Source organism: Nocardiopsis alborubida (assembly GCF_012396365.1).
GTDB classification, from domain to species: Bacteria; Actinomycetota; Actinomycetes; order Streptosporangiales; family Streptosporangiaceae; genus Nocardiopsis; species Nocardiopsis alborubida.
The window spans coordinates 169,664-190,884 of record NZ_JAAXPG010000012.1 but is presented as its reverse complement, the minus strand read 5'-3'; the positions used below and the strand labels follow the sequence as shown (position 1 = coordinate 190,884).

General features: G+C 72.2%; 18 protein-coding genes and 1 pseudogene. 4 read left to right on the top strand and 15 right to left on the bottom strand.

The window, feature by feature from the left end; all coding sequences use genetic code 11:
• Positions 1-21: 21 nt before the first annotated feature.
• Positions 22-432 carry a RidA family protein gene (locus HGB44_RS14800; RefSeq protein WP_061078836.1) on the bottom strand — a complete coding sequence of 137 codons (411 nt, stop codon included), beginning with the start codon at positions 430-432 and terminating at the stop codon, positions 22-24.
• Between the two features lie 82 nt (positions 433-514).
• Here HGB44_RS14800 and HGB44_RS14795 point away from each other — a divergent pair, with 82 nt between their 5' ends.
• Both HGB44_RS14795 and HGB44_RS14785 read left to right on the top strand, forming a co-directional pair.
• Positions 515-898: a winged helix-turn-helix transcriptional regulator gene (locus HGB44_RS14795; RefSeq protein ID WP_061078835.1), complete on the top strand. Its 384-nt coding sequence runs from the start codon at positions 515-517 to the stop codon at positions 896-898.
• 316 nt (positions 899-1,214) lie between these two features.
• Positions 1,215-1,628: pseudogene (locus tag HGB44_RS14785) on the top strand (transposase); the annotation flags it as partial.
• 138 nt (positions 1,629-1,766) lie between these two features.
• Here the strand turns inward: HGB44_RS14785 and HGB44_RS14780 are convergent.
• Both HGB44_RS14780 and HGB44_RS14775 read right to left on the bottom strand, forming a co-directional pair.
• Positions 1,767-3,398: an FAD-dependent oxidoreductase gene (locus tag HGB44_RS14780; RefSeq protein ID WP_061078833.1), complete on the bottom strand. Its 1,632-nt coding sequence runs from the start codon at positions 3,396-3,398 to the stop codon at positions 1,767-1,769.
• Between the two features lie 117 nt (positions 3,399-3,515).
• Positions 3,516-4,106, bottom strand: a complete 591-nt coding sequence (locus HGB44_RS14775) for a helix-turn-helix domain-containing protein (protein ID WP_061078832.1) — start codon at positions 4,104-4,106, stop codon at positions 3,516-3,518.
• Positions 4,107-4,216: 110 nt separating this feature from the next.
• Here HGB44_RS14775 and HGB44_RS14770 point away from each other — a divergent pair, with 110 nt between their 5' ends.
• Entirely contained in the window at positions 4,217-5,455 is a 1,239-nt protein-coding gene (locus HGB44_RS14770) for a DUF1684 domain-containing protein (RefSeq protein WP_082768207.1), read from the top strand.
• Between the two features lie 546 nt (positions 5,456-6,001).
• On the opposite strand, the gene HGB44_RS14765 is transcribed toward HGB44_RS14770, so the two are convergent.
• The 8 genes from HGB44_RS14765 to dnaE all read right to left on the bottom strand — a co-directional run bounded on the left by HGB44_RS14765 (position 6,002) and on the right by dnaE (position 15,921).
• Positions 6,002-7,390, bottom strand: a complete 1,389-nt coding sequence (locus HGB44_RS14765; protein WP_061078831.1) for a DEAD/DEAH box helicase — start codon at positions 7,388-7,390, stop codon at positions 6,002-6,004.
• 240 nt (positions 7,391-7,630) lie between these two features.
• Entirely contained in the window at positions 7,631-7,834 is a 204-nt protein-coding gene (locus HGB44_RS14760) for a cold-shock protein (RefSeq protein WP_061078830.1), read from the bottom strand.
• 475 nt (positions 7,835-8,309) lie between these two features.
• Complete coding sequence (locus HGB44_RS14755) at positions 8,310-9,011, bottom strand: SDR family oxidoreductase (RefSeq protein WP_231972254.1); 702 nt, start codon at positions 9,009-9,011, stop codon at positions 8,310-8,312.
• Positions 8,998-10,248, bottom strand: coding sequence for an NAD(P)/FAD-dependent oxidoreductase (locus HGB44_RS14750; RefSeq protein WP_061078829.1), 1,251 nt, complete (start codon positions 10,246-10,248; stop codon positions 8,998-9,000). The genes HGB44_RS14755 and HGB44_RS14750 overlap by 14 nt, the downstream gene beginning before the upstream one ends.
• Positions 10,245-10,448, bottom strand: coding sequence for a ferredoxin (locus tag HGB44_RS14745; protein ID WP_061078828.1), 204 nt, complete (start codon positions 10,446-10,448; stop codon positions 10,245-10,247). The genes HGB44_RS14750 and HGB44_RS14745 overlap by 4 nt, the downstream gene beginning before the upstream one ends.
• A gap of 28 nt (positions 10,449-10,476) precedes the next feature.
• On the bottom strand, positions 10,477-11,721 hold the full coding sequence (locus HGB44_RS14740) for a cytochrome P450 (protein ID WP_061078827.1): 1,245 nt from the start codon (positions 11,719-11,721) through the stop codon (positions 10,477-10,479).
• Positions 11,722-11,835: 114 nt separating this feature from the next.
• Positions 11,836-12,519: a response regulator transcription factor gene (locus HGB44_RS14735; RefSeq protein ID WP_061078826.1), complete on the bottom strand. Its 684-nt coding sequence runs from the start codon at positions 12,517-12,519 to the stop codon at positions 11,836-11,838.
• Between the two features lie 183 nt (positions 12,520-12,702).
• Positions 12,703-15,921, bottom strand: coding sequence for a DNA polymerase III subunit alpha (gene dnaE / locus HGB44_RS14730; RefSeq protein ID WP_061078825.1), 3,219 nt, complete (start codon positions 15,919-15,921; stop codon positions 12,703-12,705).
• Between the two features lie 503 nt (positions 15,922-16,424).
• Here dnaE and HGB44_RS14720 point away from each other — a divergent pair.
• On the top strand, positions 16,425-17,057 hold the full coding sequence (locus HGB44_RS14720; protein ID WP_061078824.1) for a DUF2461 domain-containing protein: 633 nt from the start codon (positions 16,425-16,427) through the stop codon (positions 17,055-17,057).
• 624 nt (positions 17,058-17,681) lie between these two features.
• Here HGB44_RS14720 and HGB44_RS14715 read toward each other — a convergent pair.
• Genes HGB44_RS14715 through HGB44_RS14700 form a run of 4 tightly spaced genes read right to left on the bottom strand, consistent with a single transcriptional unit; the run spans position 17,682 to position 21,221 of the window.
• A complete protein-coding gene (locus HGB44_RS14715) occupies positions 17,682-19,079 on the bottom strand; it encodes a hypothetical protein (protein WP_061078823.1) in 1,398 nt (465 codons plus the stop codon).
• Complete coding sequence (locus HGB44_RS14710) at positions 19,076-19,789, bottom strand: class I SAM-dependent methyltransferase (protein ID WP_231972252.1); 714 nt, start codon at positions 19,787-19,789, stop codon at positions 19,076-19,078. Before HGB44_RS14710 ends, HGB44_RS14715 begins: the two co-directional genes overlap by 4 nt.
• Positions 19,786-20,454, bottom strand: coding sequence for a TIGR04282 family arsenosugar biosynthesis glycosyltransferase (locus tag HGB44_RS14705; RefSeq protein WP_061078821.1), 669 nt, complete (start codon positions 20,452-20,454; stop codon positions 19,786-19,788). Before HGB44_RS14705 ends, HGB44_RS14710 begins: the two co-directional genes overlap by 4 nt.
• Positions 20,451-21,221, bottom strand: a complete 771-nt coding sequence (locus HGB44_RS14700; RefSeq protein WP_061078820.1) for a glycosyltransferase family 2 protein — start codon at positions 21,219-21,221, stop codon at positions 20,451-20,453. The genes HGB44_RS14705 and HGB44_RS14700 overlap by 4 nt, the downstream gene beginning before the upstream one ends.

Genomic DNA, 21,221 nt, shown 5'->3' with positions numbered 1-21,221 from the left:
CCGCGCCCGGCGGTGGCGGCGTCAGTCGAGGATGGCCGTCGCCTCGACCTCGACGAGCACGTCGGGTTCGAAGAGGTAGTCCACGCCGATGAGCGACGACGGCGGAAGCGGCGTCGGGAGGCCGATCTCCTCGGCGACCTCCGCGACCCCGGCCATGAAGGCGTCGATCTTGCCGGGCTCCCACGCCGTGACGTAGAAGGTCAGGCGCAGGACGTCGTCGAAGGCCGCCCCGGCCCCGGCCAGGCCCGTCGCGGTGTTGCGCAGCGCCTGGGCCACCTGTCCGGCGAGGTCGCCCGGGGACACCGGGGTCGCGTCGGCGCGGCGGGCGATCTGTCCGCTGACGTGCACGTGACGCGTACCGGTGCCGACGGCGACGTGGTGGTACGGGGTGGGCCGCATCATGCCCTCGGGGGTGAAACGCTGAACGGTCATTCCTGTGTCCTCGCGACTGGTTCCGAATGGGTCTAATGTTGATACCTGGTATCAGAAGGAAACCGCAACGAGACTAGGTGTCATGACGGATACCGGGCAGGCAGCCCACGACGACCTCGGGATCACCGCGCCGCACCGCGAGCTCCTCAACCAGATCCTGGACAAGTGGTCGATGGAGGTGCTCAACGTGCTCTGCGAGCGCCCCTCGCGCTTCAACGAACTGCGCCGCGCGATCCCCGCGGTGACCCAGAAGTCGCTCACCGCGACCCTGCGCCGCCTCGAACGCAACGGCATCGTCCACCGCGCGGTCGTCGGCTCGCGGCCGGTCGCCGTCGAGTACCGGATCACCCCGCTGGGCAAGACGCTCCGGCACCCGGTGGACGTGCTGCTCGACTGGATCTCGGCGCACACAACCGAGATCGAACGGGCACGCGAGCGCTTCGACCTCGAACAGGACGGCGGCTGAGGCCCGGGCCACCGCGCGCCGCACTCGGTCGGCGCCGGGCCTGGCCGGTGCCGCCCGGCGTGCGGCCCCGGTTCAATCCCCGGCAGGTGCTGAGAGCCGTGGCGGCCGGGTTCGGCGAAGCGCCGCGGGGTAGGACGGCGGGCGCGCGTCCGCCATCGCAGGAGGAGAGGGATGGACCTCACCGGCTTCACCAAGGAGACCTTCGCGTTCTTCGACGGACTGGCCCGGGACAACTCCAAGGACTACTTCCACGGCCACCACCCGCCCCACCACACTCGGCAAACCCTTCACCCGCTAGTCGATTCGCAAACTCGCCGACCACCGGCGCAAAGGCGGTGCGAACACGCGCAAGGCCCTGAAGTCGATCCGCGCCGCACGCCCGGACGGCGCACCCGTCCACGTGATCATGGACAACCCGTCCGCGCACAAGGGCCCCAAGATCCGGGCCTGGGCCCGGCGCAACAAGGTCGTGTTGTGTTCCACCCCCGCCTACGCCTCCTGGGCCAACCCGATCGAGGCGCGCTTCGGGCCGCTTCGCCAGTTCACCATCGCCAACTCCCATCACCCCAACCACACGGTCCAGACGCGGGCTCTGCGCGCCCACCTGCGGTGGCGCAACGCCAACGCCCGCGATCCGCACGTGCTCACCGCCCAACGCCGCGAGCGTGCCCGAGTGCGCAGCGAGAAAGGCCTGCGCTGGGGAGGGCACCCGCTGGCCACCGCGGCATGATCCCCAACCGGCGAACCCTTCCAGTCACCGCACTGGCCGACGCAGTTACCTGCTTTCATCGGGGTCTGGCGTCGGCCAGGAGGCTGAACACGATTCGCCGTTTATCAACAGCGCTCACTGCACCACTCGGATCTCTGCTCACCGATTCCCGCGCGTTCGGCTGCCTGCACGCCACGTCAACAGGCCGCCGTCCAAGTTGACCGCGTCCCGTCCGTGCGCGCGGAGGAGGCATACCGCGCTGTGTGCGCGTTGTCCCACCTGACAGTGCACGATCAGTCGTCCAGGAGGCAGTTCGCCGAGCCGGTGCGGGAGTCCGTCCAGGGGGAGGTTGATCGCACCGGGGATCGCTTCTGCGGCGAACTCCGCTGCGGTGCACACGTCCACGACGGTCGCTCCGGCTGCTCGCGCCGCCTCGACCTCGTGCCACTGGATGTTCGCGGTGGTCCCGTTGGCCAGGTTCTCGGCCACGTAGCCGAGCAGGTTGACGGGATCTTTGGCCGTGCCGTACTGCGGGGCGTATGCCAGATCCAGTCGCAGAAGGTCCGAAGCGCGCATTCGGGCGGCCATGGCGGTGGCTAGGACATCGATGCGTTTGTCGACGCCTTCGGTGCCGACGGCTTGCGCGCCCAGGATCTGGTCGTTCTGGGCATCGATGACCAGCTTGAGCGCGAGCCGGGCGGCGCCGGGGTAGTAGTCGGCGTGGGCGAGCGGATGAATGTGGACGATGCGGTGTGGGCGTCCCGCCGCGCGCAGCCTCTTCTCGTTCCAGCCGGTCACTGCCGCGGTCAAGCCGAGTACGCCGATCACGGCCGTGCCCTGGCTGCCCCCGTCGTGCACTGCCCTGCCCGCGATCGCGTCCGCGGCGAGCCTGCCCTGCCGGTTGGCGGGACCGGCCAGTGGTATGAGGCCCGCCTTGCCGGACACGGCGTCGGTCTTCAGGACCAGGTCGCCGACCGCGTGGATCCGGGGATCGCTGGTGCGCAGTGACGCGTTCACCACGACGCCGCCGCCCGGGCCGGTCGTCAGACCGGCCGAGTCGGCCAGACGGCTGTCCGGCCGCACGCCGATGGCCATGATCACCAGGTCGGCGGGCAGGATCGAGCCGTCGTCCAGCACGACGGTGTCCGCGTCGATGCGCTGGATTCGTGAACCCAGGTTCACTGAGACGCCTTGAGCGCGCAGGTGGTCCGTCACCGGCTGGGCCATTTCCGGGTCCAACGGCGGCAACACCTGCCCGGAGAGTTCGACGAGTGCGACCGACAGCCCCCGGGTGTGGAGGTTCTCGGCCATCTCCAGCCCGATGAACCCGGCGCCGACCACCACGGCGGTACGTGATCGCGCCGCAGCCTCTGCGATGACATCGGCGTCGGCGACGTCTCGTAACGTCAGCGCCCGCTCCGCTCCGGGGACGGAGGGGAGCACCGGAGCGGCGCCGGTGCTGAGCACGAGGTGGTCCCATTCCTGCGTGTAGTCGACACCTGCGCGATGGTCTCGAACGTCCACCGTCCGGGCGGCACGGTCGATCGCCAGCACTTCGTGACGTACCCGCACATCGAGCGCGAACCTGTCGCGTAGGTGCTCGGGGGTCTGCAGCAGCAGCGCCGATCGGTGTTCGATGGTTCCGCCGATGTAGTAGGGCAGGCCGCAGTTGGCGAACGAGACGTGTTCGCCTTTTTCCAGCACGATGATCTCTGCGTCTGGGACGAGTCTGCGCAGGCGCGTGGCCGCCGACATGCCACCGGCCACGCCACCGACAATGACAACTTTCATCGTTGCGTTCTCCTGCCTGCGAGACACCCGGAGCCACCGCGGTCCGGGTCGATGCACGAGACTGGCTGGCCGCGTGGGAGAACACCAAACTTGTTTGCCACTTCGGCAAGGGCTGGTTCATTTCCTGGGAGGGGTGCGGGCGCGGATGTGTGCGCGCTCGCCCTGCCGTCCGATGAGGCAGAGGTATTCCACGGGCTGGGTGGTGGCGGCGCCGAACCAGTGTGGTGTGCGGGTGTCGAACTCGGCGGCTTCACCGGGCGAGAGGACCATGTCGTGTTCGCCGAGCACGAGCCGTAGCTTTCCGTTGAGGACGTAGGCCCATTCGTACCCCTCGTGGGTCTTGGGGGCGGGCTGGTCCGGGCGAGCGCTTCCGGGGAGGATGAACTTGTAGGCCTGGATGTCGCCGGGGCGCCGGGTCAACGGCAGGGCCGTCATGCCCCCTTTGCAGCTGATGGGGCGTAGGTGAATACGTGGGTCACCGGTGGCTGGGGCATCGACCAGTTCGTCGAGCGTGACGCCGTGGGCTCTGGCCAGTGGGAGCAGTTGTTCCAGAGTCGGTCGCCGGGAGCCGGACTCCAGCCGGGACAGCGTGCTGATGGAGATGCCGGTAGCTGCCGACAGCTCGGCCAGCGTGGTCTCGCGTTCATGGCGGAGCTTGCGCAGCCGGGGACCGACGGCGTCGAGGTCCTCACCCTTCTCGTCGTTCATGGCAGTCAATTTGCCAGAAGAGCAACAATGTTTGCAAGATCCTGCCGCGTCGTCGCAGGGTGGTACCTGAAGGGCGCTCGTTTCGGGCGGCGACAGGAACAGGAGGATCTATGTCTACTGAGGACTCTGGCCACCCGGGTGTGCCGGCGGAGTACGCGACCTGGCGGAAGAGCCGTTGGGAGGAGGTCGCCGGCCCGGGTGGCAAGGCGGGCACCGTCCAGCTGGCCATGGTCTCGCATCCCGAGCCGGGGGTGCCGGGCCTGCCCGGTCGATGGGAGGTGAGCGCATCGGGGGTCTTGACGCTCACCGTCACCGCTGCGGACGGGGTGTCGGTCGGCGGGCGGCCGGTGACCGGTGCGGTGGAAGTGGAATCCGGCAGCCAGGTGGAGCTTGCTGACGGGCGGGTGTGTTTCGTCCAGGGGCGGGGCGGAACCTACGGCGTGGTCGTCTGGGACCCGTCCGCACCGGTTCTCACGCGGCTGCGCGATATCGCGCGCTATCCCTATGATCCGAGCTGGGTCGTGGACGCCGAGTACCGGGCGGTGCCCGGCCGTACTGTCGAGGTGGGGCGGCTGACCAGCCCGCGAAGCAAGGAGACCGTGTCCGCCCCGGGCGACCTGGTCGTCGAGCTGGGCGGCCGGGAGCACACCCTGGTAGTGCTGGAATCCGTCCCCGGTCTGCGTCTGGCGGTATTCACCGATCCCAGCAGCGGCACCGACACACCCGAGATCGGTCGGTGGCTGATCCTCCCCCCAGACGGGGGCAGCACCCTGCGGGTCGACTTCAACCAGGTGATCCTGCCCCACCATGTGTTCTCCACGGCGTTCCCGTGCCCGGTCCCGCTTGAAGCGAACCATCTTCCGGTCGTCGTCGACGCCGGGGAACGTGCGCCCGTTCTCGACGAAAGGAGCAGGAGCACGATGACAGAGCCCGACAAGAAAGGACAGGACGGAATCATGGAACCGGAGCTGATGGAGAAGGCGGTCCAGTACCTGCGGCATCTGGAGAAGTTCGACTTCGCGAGCATGCGAGCGATGTGCACGGACACGGCCACCGTGTGGCACAACGACGGCAAGGGCGAGCAGACGATCGAGGAGAACCTCGAGCAGCTCAAGCAGATGTCGAGCGGCGGGGGTGTCGTTGCGTTGCGGTACGACATCACCCGTCAGTTCCAGAAGCCCGACGAGGTGCTCCAGCAGCACGTGCTGCACATCAACATGCCCGACGGGTCCGGCACCGAGCTGCCCGTGGCGATGTACTTCGGTTTCAAGGGAGGCCTCATCGACCGCATCGAGGAATACGCGAACATGACGCCGCCCAACGAGGGCGGCGCGAGCGACGGAAGCTGATCCGGCGCTGAGGCGTCTCCGGCACCTGGGCGCGACCGTGCCCAGGTGCCGGACTCTGTCAGCCGCTGTCCTCGTGGCGGCGGTCGACAGGTTCGGTACGCGATGTCCTCAGCGCAGCTTCACCGATGTGCGGCGACCCACTGGTCTTGGGGTTCGCACGGACCCGGCGAGTGCTGACGGCGGTGCCATGCGCGGAACGGAGTGATCGTCACGGCGACCGCGATGGCAGCCATGAGCACAACCCAGACCCGTGGCAGGACCCTTCAGAAGATGTTCCGCAGGAAGAGCGGCTGAGTCGTTCGATCGAGGCCGCCGACCGGGTGTTTAACCTGGTCGGCGGCCTTTGGCTTGCCCGAGCACGCTGCCGGGAGCGGTCTGAGCAGCGACGACACCATCACGTGCTACCGGATGCGAGACCCTGACGTTAGGACCGTACCGAGGGACCAGCCTTCTTCTGGACCTGGGCGCGGGCGAGCACCCTTGCCTCGGGGAACCAGCTCGACGGGGCCCGAGAGCATCCCGCTCCCGGGCCCCGTCGTGGTCGGGTCAGCGGCGCGGTCGGCGTGCCGCGGCACCACGGTGCCGCCGCTCTCGCGAGCCCCCGGCAGACACGGCGACCGGTACGCCCGAGGGCTCACGCGCTCCGGTCACCCTGGTCAGCTCCACGTCCTGGGCATCCACCCGCGCGGTGTGCGCGTCGATCCGGGCCCGGCTCATCAACCGGGTCATGTCGCGCCGCTGGCTGGGCAGCACGAGCGTGACCACGCTGCCCGTCTCACCCGCGCGGGCGGTGCGCCCGCCCCGGTGCAGGTAGTCCTTGTGGTCCGTGGGCGGGTCGATGTTGACCACCAGGTCCAGCCCGTCCACGTGGATGCCGCGCGCGGCGACGTTGGTGGCGACCAGCGCGGTCACGGCGCCCCTCTTGAACTGGTCGAGGGTGCGGGTGCGCTGGGGCTGGGACCGGCCGCCGTGCAGCGGTGCCGCGCGGACGCCGCTGTTGAGCAGGTGCTCGGCCATCCGGTCCACGGCGCGCTTGGTGTCCAGGAACATGATCACCCGGCCGTCGCGGGCCGCGATCCGGGTCACGACGTCCTGCTTGTCGGCGTGCGACACGTGCATGACGTGGTGCTCCATGGTGGAGACCGCGCCCTCGGACAGGTCGACCGAGTGGACCACCGGGTCGTTCAGGAACCGGCGGACCAGGGTGTCGACGTTGCGGTCCAGGGTGGCCGAGAACAGCATGCGTCGACCGTCGGCCGGAATCTGCTGGAGAATCGCGGTGACCTGCGGCATGAAGCCCATGTCGGTCATCTGGTCGGCCTCGTCCAGGACGGTGACGTCCACCTGGTCCAGGACGCAGTCGCCGCGCTCCATCAGGTCGCGCAGGCGGCCCGGGGTGGCCACGACCAGCTCCACGCCCTGACGCAGGGCGCGGGCCTGACGGCTGATGGGCATGCTGCCCACCACGGTCGTCGTGCGCGCCCCCACCGACCGCGCGTAGGGTGCCAGCGCGTCGTCCACCTGTTGGGCCAGCTCACGGGTGGGGGCGAGCACCACGGCCAGGGGGCGCCGGGGCTCGGCCTTGCGCCCGTCGAGCCGGGCGAGCAGGGCCAGCCCGAAGGCCAGCGTCTTGCCCGAACCGGTCCGGCTGCGGCCCAGGACGTCGCGCCCGGCCAGCGAGTTCGGCAGGGTGGCCGCCTGGATCTCGGAGGGGACCGTCAGCCCCTGCCGGGTCAGGGTCCGCTTCAACGGTGCGGGCATGTCCAGCGCCTCGAAGGAATCCACCGGTGGGAGCGCCGGGGTGACGGTGACCGGGAGGGCGAACTCCCCGGAAGGGCCGCCGGAACGGGGGTGTCCGGGCGTGCGGGGGCGCTGTCGGCCGTATCCCGGCGAGGGACGGCCGCGGCCGGTGCCGGTGCGGTGCGGATAACTCATGTGAGGCCTTTCGCCAGCGGCGCTCGCCGGGAGGGAGGCCTTTCGGCCTCGCAGGGGGAAACCGGAGTACGCCGGATAAGTAATGCGGGTGTCCGCGCTCGCCCGGAGGACCCGGGGCGCGGTGGACGCCGGTGCCGTTCGGGGGGCGACGGCTGGAGAATCCGGCGGAGAAAAAGGAAAAGCGGCAGGGGCCCAGCGCCCTGAGGGCGGGCCCCTGCCGCAGGAGGAGCGTCGGCTCCCCTAGACCAGAGTGATGTTCTCAGCCTGGGGACCCTTGGCCCCCGCGACGGCGTCGAACTGCACGGACTGACCCTCGGCCAGTTCCCGGTAGCCCGCGGTCTGGATGTTCGAGTAGTGAGCGAAGACGTCGGGGCCGCCGCCGTCCTGCTCGATGAAGCCGAAGCCCTTTGAGCCGTTGAACCACTTGACCGTACCGGTCGCCATAGGGATACCTCTCGTTCGGAGCATGAAGAAAACCGCAGATGACGATTTTCCCGTCACCGCGGTGATCGCCCGAAAAAATGGAATCCATCGGGGTTCACGACTGCAACTTCTTAGAACCTATCACACAGGAATCTCCCTGTCCCGAAAAAGCAGTGTGCCGCAGGACACTGGAACGCGCGATGCAGGGGCTAGAGGAAATGTGTTGTGACCGGAGTATTTTTTCTAGGCCGGGAAAACTCAGATCCGGTTTTCGGGAAATCCCCGGACCACCCCGCTCGGCCCGGCGGCGGGCGGCCGCCCATCGGGCACGGGCGTTGGACCCAGGCCACGGAATTCCCGCCCGTCCCGGCGTCTCCGCACACGCTTTCCCCGTCCGCCGGCCATCCTCTGATCACTTTCCGGATCGTCCTGTCCGCACCCGGCGCGCGTTCCTTCCACACGGGGTCGCCTGGCCCGATTCAGATGGTCAGAGCGATCATCGGCTCGCTCCTGCGTGCGCCCCCGCCCCGCTGCGGGGCATGTGCCACCGGATCCACGCGGCCTGTCCGCCGTCGATCAGCAGGTCCGTTCCGGTGACGTAGCGGGATCCGACACCGGTCAGGTAGGCGACGGCCTCGGCGAGCTCGCCCGTGGAACCCATCCGGCCGATGCCGCAGGCCTCCAGCATCCCGAGCATGCTCGTGCCCGTTTCACCCTCGGCCTCGGCGCGGGCCATCGCCGTGGAGATCACTCCGGGGCTGACGGTGTTGACGCGTGCGCCGAGTCGGTTCCAGGCGAGCGCGGCCGCCTCGACCCGCACCTGGTTACCACGCTTGGCCAACACGTACGCCATCGCGGGTGTGTCGAGCGCCTGTACGGCGGGCAGTCCGGCCAGGTCGGCGGCGGGTGCCGTCGCGGGCGACACACCGGCCGTGTGCACCACGGCGGCCAGCCGTCCGGCGACGGCTCCTGCCTCGGCGAGCCGGTCCACCGACGCCCGGTCGGACACGTCGGTGACCATTGCGGTCACGTCGTACCCGGATTCGGCGAGCGCCGCGACCGTCCGGTCCAGCGCCGCCTGGGAGCGGTCCGCGAGCAGCACGCGCCGCCCGCTCCCGATCCTGCGGACGATCGCCTCGCCCATACCCCCGGCGCCGGTGACGACCAGCACCTCGTCCCGTGTCTCAGCACGCGTCACTGCCGACCGCCTCTCGTTTGGGGATCTCCTGTCCCGCTGCGTCTGCCTGTGCGACCGCGCTCTCCCCGCCGACGGCGTCGTCCCAGAGCGTCCCGGACGCGATCTGCTTCCGCCACCCGCGCAGTTCCCTTGGCGGCACACCGACCCCGAGCACTCCCACCAGCCGCCGACCGGTGCGGTACACGGCCAGGAACCGCCGCTCGGCGAGGTCGCCGTCGACGATCCGCACCTCGTCGTGACCGCGCAGGTAGCCGTAGGACTGGATCTTCATGTGGTACTGGTCAGACCAGAAGTACGGCACGGGGGCGAACTGCTTGCGCCCCTCGGGGTCGAGGATGTTCCGTGCGACGGCGAGGCCCTGCTCCGCGGCGTGCAGGCGGTGCTCGACCCGCATCGGCACGCCGAACAGCGGGTTGTGCCAGCGCGCCACGTCTCCGACGCCGTAGACGCCCGGCACGGCCTCGCAGTACGCGTCGCACACCAGCCCGTCATCCACGGGCAGTCCGCCGGCCTCCAGCCAGCCGGTGTTCGGCACGGAACCGATCGCCACCAGCACGTCGTCGGCCTCCACCGCGGTGCCGTCGGCGAGCCGCAGCCCGCCGTCCTCCACCTCGGCAACGCCGACACCGGTGCGCAGGTCCACGCCCTGCTCCGTGTGGGCCGCCGTCAGCACCTCGCCGATCTCGGCGCCCACGGCATGCGCGAGCGGCACCGGCGCGGGCTCGACCATGGTGACCTCACAGCCCAGGCCCCGCGCCACGGCGGCGACCTCCGCGCCGAGGAACCCGGCGCCCACCACCGCCAGGCGCCGCCCCGGACGCAGCCGGTCCCGCAGCGCGAGCGCGTCCTCCAGGGTGCGCAGCACGTGCCCCCTCCCGCCCGGAAGCCGCCGCGGGCTCACCCCGGCGGCGGCCACGAGCGCGCCGTAGCCGACCTCCTCTCCCGAGTCCAGGGCCACGGTGCGGGCATCCGGGTCCACCCCGGTCGCCGTCGTTCCGAGCCGCAGGTCCAGGTTCAGCGCGGCGACGTCGTCGGCGGAACGCAGCGCGATACGGCCCGGTTCCCACGCACCGGACAGCACCTCCTTCGACAGCGGCGGCCGGTCGTACGGCAGGTGCGGTTCCGAGCCGACCAGCGTGATCCGTCCGCCGAACCCGCCGCGCCGCAGTCCCTCAGCGGCTGCGAGGCCGCCCGCTGAGGCGCCCACGACGACGACGCTCTCCGGAACGCCACTCACAGCTCGACCACCCGCAGCGCGGCAGCCGGGCAGACGGCGGCCGCCTCCCGCACGCTCTCGATCAGGTCGTCGGCCGGGGTCTCGTCGAGGACGACGGCGACGCCGTCCTCGTCGCGCTGGTCGAACACCTCGGGGGCCTCCAACACGCACTGTCCGGCGGCCACGCACTTCGGCTCGTCGAACTCCACACGGAAAGTCATCGGTCTTCCTTTCTCCCAGGTCCCTTGGTCACCAGGTCACGGGCAGCGAGCGCAGGCCGTAGGCGACGCCCTCGTAGGCGAACTCGACCTCGTCGGCCGGAACGGCGAGCCGCAGGTCCGGGATACGCCGGAACAGGGTGCGGAACACCTCCTGCAGTTCGACCCGCGCGAGGTTCTGGCCGAGGCACTGGTGCGCGCCGTACCCGAACGCGTGGTGTGCGCGGGCGTTACGGGTCAGGTCGAGGCGGTCGGGCTCGGGGAAGCGCGCGGCGTCCCAGTTCGCGGCGGCGACGTCGAGGACGATGCCGTCGCCCTCCTTGATCACCGCGCCGTCGACCTCGATGTCCTCGGTCGCGATCCGGCGCACGCCCGTGTGCACGATGCTGAGGTAGCGCAGCAGTTCCTCGACCGCGGCGGCCACCGCCTTGCGGTCGTCGGCGACCGATCGCAGGTACTCCAGCTGGTCCGGGTTCTGCAGCAGCGCGAGCGTGCCGAGCGCGATCATGCTGGCCGACGTCTCGTGACCCGCGATGAGGATCGCGACGGACATGGTGAGCGCCTCCTCCGGGGTCATCTCCCCGGCCTTGACGCGGTTGGCCAGTTCCGACATGACGTCGTCCGTCGGCTCGGCCATCTTGGCTTCCATCGCCGCGCCCATGTGGCGGCCCAGGACGGCGCGCGCGGCCGCCGACTCCTCGGGCGTGGACTCGTGGCTGACCAGCACATGGCTGGCGTGCTGGAAGTCCTCGCGGTTGTCGTAGGAGACACCGAGCATGTCGGTGATGACGATGGTCGGGACCGGCAGCGCGAAGGCCTGGACCAGGTCGACGGGCTTCGGCCCGGCGAGCATCTCGTCGATCAGCCCGTCGGTCAGCTCCTGGATCCGCGGCCGCAGTGCCTCGATCCTCTTGACCGTGAACGGCAGGTTCACCATGCGGCGCAGCCGGGTGTGCTCGGGCGCGTCCGTGTTCGTGATGAGCTGCGGCGTGTGCTGCGCGGCTGTGCTGCGGCCGCGCGTCATGTGCGGGTAGCCCTCGCGCTTCTCGTCGATGGACAGGCGCGGATCGGTGAGCAGCGCGTGCTGGTCAGCGTACTTGGAGACCAGCCACGGGGTGGAGCCGTCCCAGATGCGCGCCCGGGTGAGCGGGGCGTCCTCGCGTGTCGTCGCGCGGACGTTCTCGGGCTGGGCGAACGGGCACCGGGCGTCACGCGGTGTCGGATAGTCGATGACGTCCGGTGCGGCGCCGGACGGTTCGGTGGTCGTGTCTGTCAAGAGTGGCCTCCTTGATCGGGTACTCCCGATCACATCAGCCAGACCTGACACCGCCCGGATCCGAACCTGACAGGCACCTGACAGTTCGTCAGGTTCGCGTGCCCGGGCGCGGAATCACTCGGTGACCAGCGAGTAACCGAATCCGCGCTGCGTGCGGATCAGCGCCGGAGGCTCGGTGTCGACCTTGCTCCGCAGGCGGGAGATGAGGCGCTCGATCGTGTTGTCGTCGCGCAGGCCGCCCCAGATGCGCATCGCGATCTGCTCCTTGGACAGCACGGCACCAGCGTTCCGCGCGAACTCGCGCAGCAGCCGGTACTCGGCAGGACTCAGCCTGAGCTGCCGCTCACCGCGCCAAGCCCGGTACGAGGCGTCGTCGAGCCGCAGATCGCCCCGCTCGATGACGGCCCGGCGGGAGGTGGTGACGCCGTCCCGCACCAGCAGATGGACCCGGGCGAGCAGGTCCGTGGCCCGGAACGGCCGGATCAGGTAGTCCTCCGCGCTGAACCCGACCTCCTCGAACACGTCCGCGAACCGCTCCTCCTGGACCAGGAAGAGAATGGCGGCCTGGCGCTCGCTCGCCTTCATCCGGGGGATGTGCACGAGTCCGGGCGTGGAGGTGTCGACCACGAGGGCGTCAATCGGTTCCCTCCGCATCCGCGCCACCGCCGCCGGCCCGGTCGACTCGTGCCCGACGTCGTACCCGGCGAGCGTCAGCGTGGCGCACAGCAGGCTCTGCAACTCGTCGTCGGCGGCGACCACGAGGACCCGCCCCTCCCCCTTCGGCAGACCTGCCGACATGCGCCCTCCCCCGGTACCGGCCTATGCCCTCACCGAGAGTACTCGAGGCGGGACCCGGTCACAGGCGGGGAGTTCGGGGAGAGGGAGATGCGCGCCCGGTGGCGCCCACGCGACCTGCTGCCCGGCGGAGCGGAGACGGTGATCGACGAGCACAGCGCCCTCCACCGGAGCCTGAGCGCGTTCTCACCGACAGCGGTCTGCCGCAGAACCCGCCCGGCGAGGAGAGCGTTCCGGTGTCCGCGCGTTGACGATCCCCCGCCCTCCCCGGGACCGGTCGGGCCGCAGGGATTCGACGCGTGTGGCGGTGATGGTGGCCAGGGCGCCCGGTGTGGAGCGGCGCACCCGGCCGCTGACCACGACCAGGCGCTCGCGCATCAGCACCGCCGCCGAGTGCTCCTGGACGTCGGGGAACATCGCGACCTCCACGAGGCCGGTGCGGTCCTCGACGCTGGCGAAGATGGTTCTGCGCCCGGAGCGGGTGGGCGGGGTCTGCACGCTGAGCTTGAGCCCGGCGACGGTCACCGGTGCGCCGCTGGGCACCCGGTTCAGGTCGGCGGCGTGCACCAGATTCCGGCGGGCGGCCAGGTCGGCGAGGAGTTCGGCGTGGCGGTCGAGGACGTGTCCGGAGAGTTCGTAGCCCAGTACCCGTGTCTCCTCGTCGAGGCGGTCGAGGTGGTTCATGGGCGCGGTCCGACGCGTCGGGGTCGGGGCCTGGTCGGTGTCCAAAGAGAGTTGGTCGGCGGCGGCGTCCGCCCGCCGGGGGCGGGTGCGGGCCAGGGTGTGGGCGTGCAGGAGCACGTCGCGGCGGCCGGGCCCCTGGCCGTGTTCGGCTCCGGTGAGGGCGTCCAGGGCCCCGACGAGGATCAGGTCGTCCAGGGCCGGGGTGGACGGGCGGGCTCGGACGATGAGGTCGCGCAGGTCGGTGTAGGGGCGTTGGGTCAGGATCCGGTCGCGTTCGGCCGCGGTGAGGCTGCCGACGTCCGTCAGCGGTGGGCGCAGCCCCCAGTGCAGGTCGTCGACGCGTTCGACCGCCCAGTGGCGGCCGGAGGCGTGCAGGTCCAGCGGCAGGACGGCCACGCCGAAGCGGCGGGCGTCGTGGAGCAGGCTCCGGCGCGGGTACATGCCGGGCTGGTGGGTGAGGACTCCGGCGAAGAAGGCGGCGGGGAAGTGCCTTTTGAGCCAGGCGGACTGGTAGCTCACCAGCGCGAAGGCCGCGGCGTGGGCGCGGCAGAACCCGAAGGCCGCGAAGGCCTCCACCTGCTGCCACACCTGGTCGATGGTGTCGGGGGTGTGGCCGCGTTCGGCGGCCCGGGTGTGGAACTCGGTTCGTACCTGCCCTCGGCCCTGCGCGTCACCCAGGGCCCGGCGCATGTTCTCGGCCTGTTCCAGGCCGCATCCGGTCATGGCATCCAGCAGGTGCAGGAGTTGCTCGTGCCACAGGAGCGCACCGCCGGTCTCGGCCAGGATCTGCTCCACGGCGGGGTGCGGGGCCTGGGTGGCGGTGCCCGCGCGTCCGGCGAGGTAGGCCGAGACGACATCGACTCCCATGGGTCCGGGCCGGAACAGGCTGATGTCGGCCACCAGGTCGGCGATGGTGGCCGGGCGCAGCCGGGAGACCAGCTCCCGCTGACCCGGGGACTCGGTTTGGAAGCAGCCCAGGGTCCGGCTCAGTGCCGTCATGTGCGCGGTGGCCGCGTCGCCGTCGGGGAGGGACTCCAGGTCCGGTCGGCGGCCGGTGGTGCGCTCCACCTCGCCCAGGGTGTGAGCCAGGGACGACTGCATCCGCACCCCCAACACGTCCAGCTTCAGTAGGCCCCAGGTCTGCACGGCGTGCTTGTCGGCCTGGACCATGGGATGGCCCGCGCCGGAGGGCTGGGTGGGCAGCCGGTCGCCCAGCGTGTGGTCGGAGAGCACCAGTCCGCAGGGGTGCATCGCCACGTGCCGGGGCAGGTCCGACAGGCGCTGGGCCAGGCCCACCAGCTGGCGAACCGGCTCGGTGTCCATCCCCTCCAGCGCGCGCAGCTCCGGCAGCTCCTCGATCGTCCGTGCGATGCGCGAGGCCCGTACCCGAGGGAAGGCCTGGACGATCCGTTCGACCTCGGCCGCGGGCATCGACAGGGCGGTTCCGGCGTCGCGGAGCGCGCTGCGGGCCCGGTAGGTGTCGGTCATGGCCACCGCGGCGCTGGCCCCGTTGTGGGAGGCGATCACCGCGTCGTAGGCCTGCGGTCGTCTGGCCGATTCGACGTCCAGGTCGATGTCCGGTGCCGGACGACTGGGGGTGCAGAACCGTTCGAAGACCAAGTGGTGCTCCAGCGGGTTGATCGCGGAGATGCCCAGCTGGTGGACGAGGAGGCTGCCGACCGCGGATCCTCGGGCGAAGCAGCGGATCCCCTGGGCGCGGATGGCGTCGGCGGCATCGGCGATGGTGAGCAGATAGGTCCACAGGCCCATGCGGTCGACGGTGGCCAGTTCGTGCTCGGTGCGCTCGCGCGCGGCCCGGGAGCGGTCCAGCCCCAGGCGGGCGGCTCCGTCGAACACGCGGGCGCGCAGTTCGGTGCGCGCGTCGGGCCTGGTGGGCAGATGGGTGCGGCCCATGCCCAGGTCCGCGGTCGGGTCCAGGGCACAGCTGGCGGCCAGGGCGAGGGTGTGGGCGACCAAGCGCCGGGCCCGCACCTGGTCGCCCGCGCACACGCCGAGTGCGGTCTGCAGCATCTGTTCCCCCGGGGCCAGGTGCGCGCGGGGAGTGCGGGGTTCGGGGGTGTGGCCGCCGGGGGCGTGCTGGCGGATGCGATCCAGGGCGTGCGCGACCACCGCGTCGCCTGGGGCCGGGTGGCGCACCGCGTTGGTGAGCACCGCCATCAGGCGTTCGGCGTCGGCCAGTGCGACCATGGCGCGCGCGGTGCGGCGCTGCCCCAGGGCGCCGTGCTCGTGCGGGGCCAGGGCCAGCTCGGCGCCGGTCGCGCGCCAGGCGGCCAGCAGGACGCGAGCGTGGGCGGGGCGGCCTTGGGCCAGGGCACGGCCCACGTCGGAGTCGGACCCCAGCAGCAGCACCAGGCCCGTGTGGTGCTCGGCGAGTTGTTCGCGGGTGACGGCGACCGGGCCGGGGCGGTGGTGGGCTGCGGTGACCAGGTGACACAGGGACGCCCACCCCCGGGCGCCGCGGGCCAGGGCCACGACGCGGCCGCCGTCGGGGACGGCCAGGGCCAGGTCCGTTCCCAGGGCCGGGCTCAGCCCGGCCTCCTGGCAGGCGCTCACGTGCTCGGCCGCGCCGTGCAGGCCGTCGCGGTCGGTCAGCGCCAGTACGGGCTGGCCGTCGTCGGCGGCTTGCTCCACGAGCCGGGCCGGGGCCGCGGTGCCGTGCCGGAAGGAGTACCAGGACGCCGACCGCAGGTGGGCGAACACGGATACACCCCTCCCCCTCGTGTCAACGGCCGGGGAGGAAGACACCGCCTTGTCGAACTCGTGTTCGAGGACTGTAGCGCACTCGCATGGTGGAGCGCACCTGTGACCTGGCCCGACACCTCTTGGTCCCGTCTTCGGTCAGGGCGGGATCCGCTGTGGGGCAAGGGGTGTGTGGCCCGCTCGCGAAACACGTCACCAGGGTCTGTGTCCCACCATCGACCGCGCTCTCCGGAGCCGCGCTCGCCGCAGGCGCTGGTCTGGGTGTGGCCCAGCGGGTCGGTGACGCCGGTCAGCGACCCGGCGCCGTCGTAGCCGTAGGTCCAGGTGAAGTCGTCAGGGTTGGCGCCCTCGACGTTGCCGCGCGGGTCGACCGCGGTGGCGGGTAGGCCGTCGGCGTCGTAGGTGGCGGCGGCGCGCGGGGCACCGTCGGTGGCGGCCGGGTTCGGCGAAGCGCCGCGGGGGTAGGACGGCGGGCGCGCGTCCGCCACCGCGGGAGGAGAGGGATGGACTTCACCGGCTTCACCGAGGAGGCCTTCGCGTTCTTCGACGGCCTGGCCCGGGACAACTCCAAGGACTACTTCCACGGCCGCCACGAGGTGTACGTGCGCGCCGTGCGCGAGCCCGCGCGCGCCCTGGCCGAGGCCCTGGAGGAGGACTTCGGCCCGATGAAGGTGGGCCGTCCCAACCGCGACGTGCGCTTCTCCCACGACAAGAGCCCCTACAAGACCCACGTGGGCCTGGTCAGCCAGTCCCGGGGACCGGTCGGCTACTACCTCCAGCTCGGCCTGGAGGGGCTCTCGGTGGGCGCGGGCTACCACGCGATGTCGGGCGCGCAGGTGGAGCGCTACCGCCACGGCGTCGACGACGAGCGCCAGGGTCCGCGGCTGGCGCGGATCGTCGAGGAGCTGACGGCCCGGGGCTTCGACATCGTCGGCGACACCCTCAAGACCCACCCCCGCGGGTACAGCGGCGACCACCCGCGCGTGCACCTGCTGCGCCACCGCTCCCTGGGCGCCGAGCACAACGTGCAGCGGCCGGACGTGCCGCTGTCCGCGAAGCTCCTGGACACCGTCCGCGCGGACTGGCAGGCCACCGGCCCCCTCATGGACTGGCTCGACCGGCACGTCACCAGCTGAGCCCGCCGTACGGAGAGGCCGCCCCGCTCCGGAAGTCCGGCCCTCAACGCGGCGGGAGTGCCCGAACCGAGGGCGTCGGCCCCCAGGACGCGCAGAACCCGGCCAGCGGGCTCCGCGTCCCGGCAACCCCCGCGGCCGGTCCCCGCCGGCGACGCGTGAACCCCGGGCCCTCCCCCGCCGCGCGGCCCGGCCCACCGCTCCGGGCCGTGCCCGCGCGCGGCGCCCGGACCTGCGTCGCACACAGACACCACCCGCGAACGACGTGTGCCTGTCACGGCCTTTCCGTGAGATTCGCACCGTCATCCCATGACACGGTGTCACTGGTGGACTCGCCGGAGCGACAGCAGGCTGGACACGTGCCTCCGGCGACGGCGGCTACGGCCTGGGCGGCTCACCCGAACAGGTCCGGGAGACCTACTTCGAGCCCGCCGAACGGCTCGACGAGGAGGGGCCCGTGGCCGGTGTCAACGGCCGCCTCTTCCGGCTCGCCACCTTCGCGGGGCTGTACGGCGAGCGGAGCTACGCGCAGACGGCGCAGCCGTGGCAGGCAGGCGGTGCGCCTCGCGGACGAGGAGGCGGTACGGCGGCACATGGAGGGGCACCGGCCCCGTGGAGCGCCCCGGTTCACCACCCGGTGAGCAGCAGGTGGTTGACCAGGAGAGCCGTGGCCGCCTGGACGGCCAGCCAGGCCCTGTGGTGGCGGTCCGGCAGGAGGGCGGCGGCCGGGACGAGCCACAGCACGAACGGCAGCCAGATGCGCTCGGTCTCGCCCTTGCTCATCCCCGACAGGGTGGCGGCGGCGACCGCGCAGAGCGCGGCGGCCACCAGCAGGGCCGTCGTCGCGGTCTCCCGGGACGGCGCCCGGCGCAGACCGGGCACCGCCCCGGGCAGCCGTGCCAGCGCCCGGCGCAGACCCGCCGCGGTCGCGAGCCCGGTCGTCAGGCACGCCACGGCCAGGTTCGCCCAGACCCAGTAACCGTAGGGCCGGACCGACGCCAGCCCCTGGTAGTAGCGCTCCACGAGCAGCTGGTAGCCCTCCCACCACCAAAAACCTGCCGCCGTGAAGGCCGCGGCGACGGCCAGGGCGCCCAGCAGCGCGTAGGGCAGGGGGCGCGCGGTCCGCGCGCACAGGAGCACCGCCACGGCCGGGATCCCGATGAGGACGAGCCCGTAGGACAGGTACACCGACCACCCCAGGAGCAGACCCGCCGCCAGCGCGGTGGTGCGCGGCGCACGCGCGCCGGGCGCCGCGGCCACGGCGAGCAGGGCCAGACCCCACGCGGTGACCGCCGCGAAGTACCCGTCCGCCGACGTGCCCACCCACACCGCCGCGGGCAGCAGCACGAGGAACGGGGCCGCCCGGCGCGCCGTCGACTCCGCGCCGAGCGCGCGCATCGCGACCAGGACCGCGGCGGCGGCCGAGCCGCCGACCACGACGCACCACATCCCGGCCCACGCCCCGCCGCCCAGGCCGATCCGGTCCAGTGCGACGAAGGTCAGGACGGCGCCCGGGGGGTGCCCGGCCACGTGCGTGGGCCAGTTGTCGGGCTGCCCGATGAGGATGTGCCGGGTGAACGTGCTCAGCGCGGCGCCCACGTCCTGGAAGCGGTCGACCGAGGACAGGTACTCGTGGGGGGACAGCAGGCGGCTGACGATCCCGCGCCGCCAGCCGTCGACCAGCGCGAGCGCGGTGGTCCAGAGCGCGGACGCGGCCCAGACGGCCCACACCAGGGCGCGCCAGGGCAGGGCGCGCGCCACCGCGGGCCCGCAGGCCACCACCGCCGCCGCCAGGGCGAGGGCGGGGACCGTGCCGGGCCCCGCGTGGGGGAACCAGGACGCGTACAGCGGCGGCCAGTCCACGTGGAGGACGCCGTGGGCGCGTTCGATCCGGGTGCCGACGACGGCGGCCGACGCGAAGAGGAGCGCGGCCAGGGCCGCCACGGACAGGTCGGTGCGCAGACCCGTCCGGGAGGCGCCGACCGCGTCCCGGACGTCGCGCTGGTGGAGTCCGGGCCGCGTCACGCCGTCACCGCGGGGCGGACGCGTTCCGGCGCCGGGTTGCCCCGCGGCGCGCGCAGTGCCGCGAACCGGCGCCCCCGCACCTGCCAGGCCTCCGACCACTCCCACCCGGCCCCCCGCGCGCACCGCCGCAGGGCGCGGAGCCCGAGCCGCGCCCACGGAAAGGGGGCGCCCGGCTCCCCCAGGCCGTCGGTGACCTGCACCGTCACGCACTCGTGGACCTCGTGGGCGGCGGTCTCGACGATGAGCAGACCGCCGGGCAGCACGACCTCCCGCATCCGGGCGAGCAGGTCCCCGGGGGCTCCGCCGATACCGATGTTGCCGTCGACCAGCAGCGCGGTACGCCAGGCGCCCTCGCCGGGCAGGGGATCGAACACCGAGGCGCACACCGCCCGGCCGCCCGCCTCGACCGCGCGCGACACGGCCACGGGGTTCATGTCCACGCCCAGCGCCGTGCGGCCCCGGGCGGCGAGCGCGACGACCATGCGCCCGGGTCCGCACCCGGCGTCCAGGGTGTCGCCCTCGGAGCGCTCCAGCACGCTCTCGTCCGCGGCGTCGGTCCCCCCGCACCAGCGTTCGACGTCCAGGCGGAGCATCCACCCGTCGGGGCGCCGCAGGAAGAGGGGGCCGCGGCCGTCGGCGAGCGCCCTGGAGTAGGGATCGCACAGCCACGGAACCGACCTCGTGTCGACCCCGGTCTCGGTCGCGCTCACCGCCGGCACCCCGCTCTGGCGAGCCCGACCGCCCTGCCGAAGCGGCTGCCGGGGACGAGCGAGGCCACCAGCGCGGCGTCGCGGGGCGTGTCCACGTCCGTGAGCACGTCCAGATCGCCCACGCGCAGCCCGGCGCCGACCAGCCGCGCGCGCTGGAACCGTCCGGTGTGCTCCGTCGACATCGGAACACCGCGCAGCAGGCGGGGGTCGGGTTCGGCCAGGCCGAGCGCCCAGAAGCCCCCGTCCTCACTCGGGCCGAACCAGGCGTCGACGCGCTCCCACGCGTGCGGGGCCAGGGCGGGTGCCAGGAGCTCCCCTGTCACCTGGGGGGTGTCCATGCCGATCAGCAGGGAGGGGCCCGAGCACCGGGCGAACGCGTGCGCGAGCCGTTCGTCGAGCCCGCCGCCCGCCTGCGGGACCACCTCGAACCCCGGCGGGAGCCAGGGGCCGGGCCTCCCCTCCAGCACCAGGAGCCTCCTGCGCGCGGGCAGCGAGCGCACCGTGTGCAGGGTGTCCGCCAGGGCGGCCTCGGCGAGCGCGGCGGCCTCCCTCGGCGAGTACTCGGGGGTCAGCCGTGTCTTGACCCGCCCGGGAACGGGTTCCTTGGCGATCACCAGCAGGGTGGTGTCCCCTGCCGGGAGGCCGGGCTCGACGGTCCGGGTCACGGCCGCCCTCCCCTCGCGCGCACGCCCTCAGAGACCGGCGGCTCGCGCAGCACCGCCGTCATGTCGCGCACGGCGGTCCACGTGCCGCGCCACGTCCCCGTCACCTTGGAGGCCCCCGACCTGGGCAGGTAGGGGACGTCCACCTCGTCGACCCGCCACCCGGCGTCGGCGGCGCGCACGACCGTCTCCAACGGGTAGCCCGAACGCCGGTCGGTCATCCCCAGCTTGAGCAGGTCCGTCCTGCGTGCGGCGCGCATCGGGCCGATGTCGCGCACCCGCACCCCGGTCCGCGAGCGCAGCATCCGCGCGACGACGGCGTTGCCGATCCTGGCGTGCGCCGGCCAGGTCCCCCTGCGGACGGGGCGCCGCCTGCCCACGACCAGGTCCGCCCCGCCGACCCGCACCCGGTCCACCATCGCCGGGAGCAGGGCGGGGTCCAGGGAGGCGTCGCAGTCGCAGAAGCAGACGAACTCGGCGGTCGCGGCGGACAGGCCCGCGTGGCACGCCGCGCCGAAGCCCCTGCGCGGCTCGGAGACGACGAGCGCCCCCAGCGCCGCGGCGATACCGGCCGATCCGTCCGTGGACCCGTTGTCCACGACGATCGCCCGCCACCCCGGTGGGACGCGTTCCATGACCCAGGGCAGGGCGGACGCCTCGTCCAGACAGGGCAGCACCACGTCGACCGGTGGCGGCGGGTCGCCGCCCGCCGTGTCGGGCGGCGCCTGCGCCGGTTCGTCCTGGCCGTACTCGTGTGGTTCTCTGATCAC

Coding starts and splice junctions, on each gene's coding strand:
- HGB44_RS14765 (WP_061078831.1), bottom strand. CDS start 7,390: ATGAGTTATCCGCACCGCACCGGCACCGGCCGCGGCCGTCCCTCGCCG.
- HGB44_RS14800 (WP_061078836.1), bottom strand. CDS start 432: ATGACCGTTCAGCGTTTCACCCCCGAGGGCATGATGCGGCCCACCCCG.
- HGB44_RS14770 (WP_082768207.1), top strand. CDS start 4,217: ATGTCTACTGAGGACTCTGGCCACCCGGGTGTGCCGGCGGAGTACGCG.
- HGB44_RS14775 (WP_061078832.1), bottom strand. CDS start 4,106: ATGAACGACGAGAAGGGTGAGGACCTCGACGCCGTCGGTCCCCGGCTG.
- HGB44_RS14795 (WP_061078835.1), top strand. CDS start 515: ATGACGGATACCGGGCAGGCAGCCCACGACGACCTCGGGATCACCGCG.
- HGB44_RS14760 (WP_061078830.1), bottom strand. CDS start 7,834: ATGGCGACCGGTACGGTCAAGTGGTTCAACGGCTCAAAGGGCTTCGGC.
- HGB44_RS14780 (WP_061078833.1), bottom strand. CDS start 3,398: ATGAAAGTTGTCATTGTCGGTGGCGTGGCCGGTGGCATGTCGGCGGCC.
- HGB44_RS14735 (WP_061078826.1), bottom strand. CDS start 12,519: ATGTCGGCAGGTCTGCCGAAGGGGGAGGGGCGGGTCCTCGTGGTCGCC.
- HGB44_RS14720 (WP_061078824.1), top strand. CDS start 16,425: ATGGACTTCACCGGCTTCACCGAGGAGGCCTTCGCGTTCTTCGACGGC.
- HGB44_RS14745 (WP_061078828.1), bottom strand. CDS start 10,448: ATGACTTTCCGTGTGGAGTTCGACGAGCCGAAGTGCGTGGCCGCCGGA.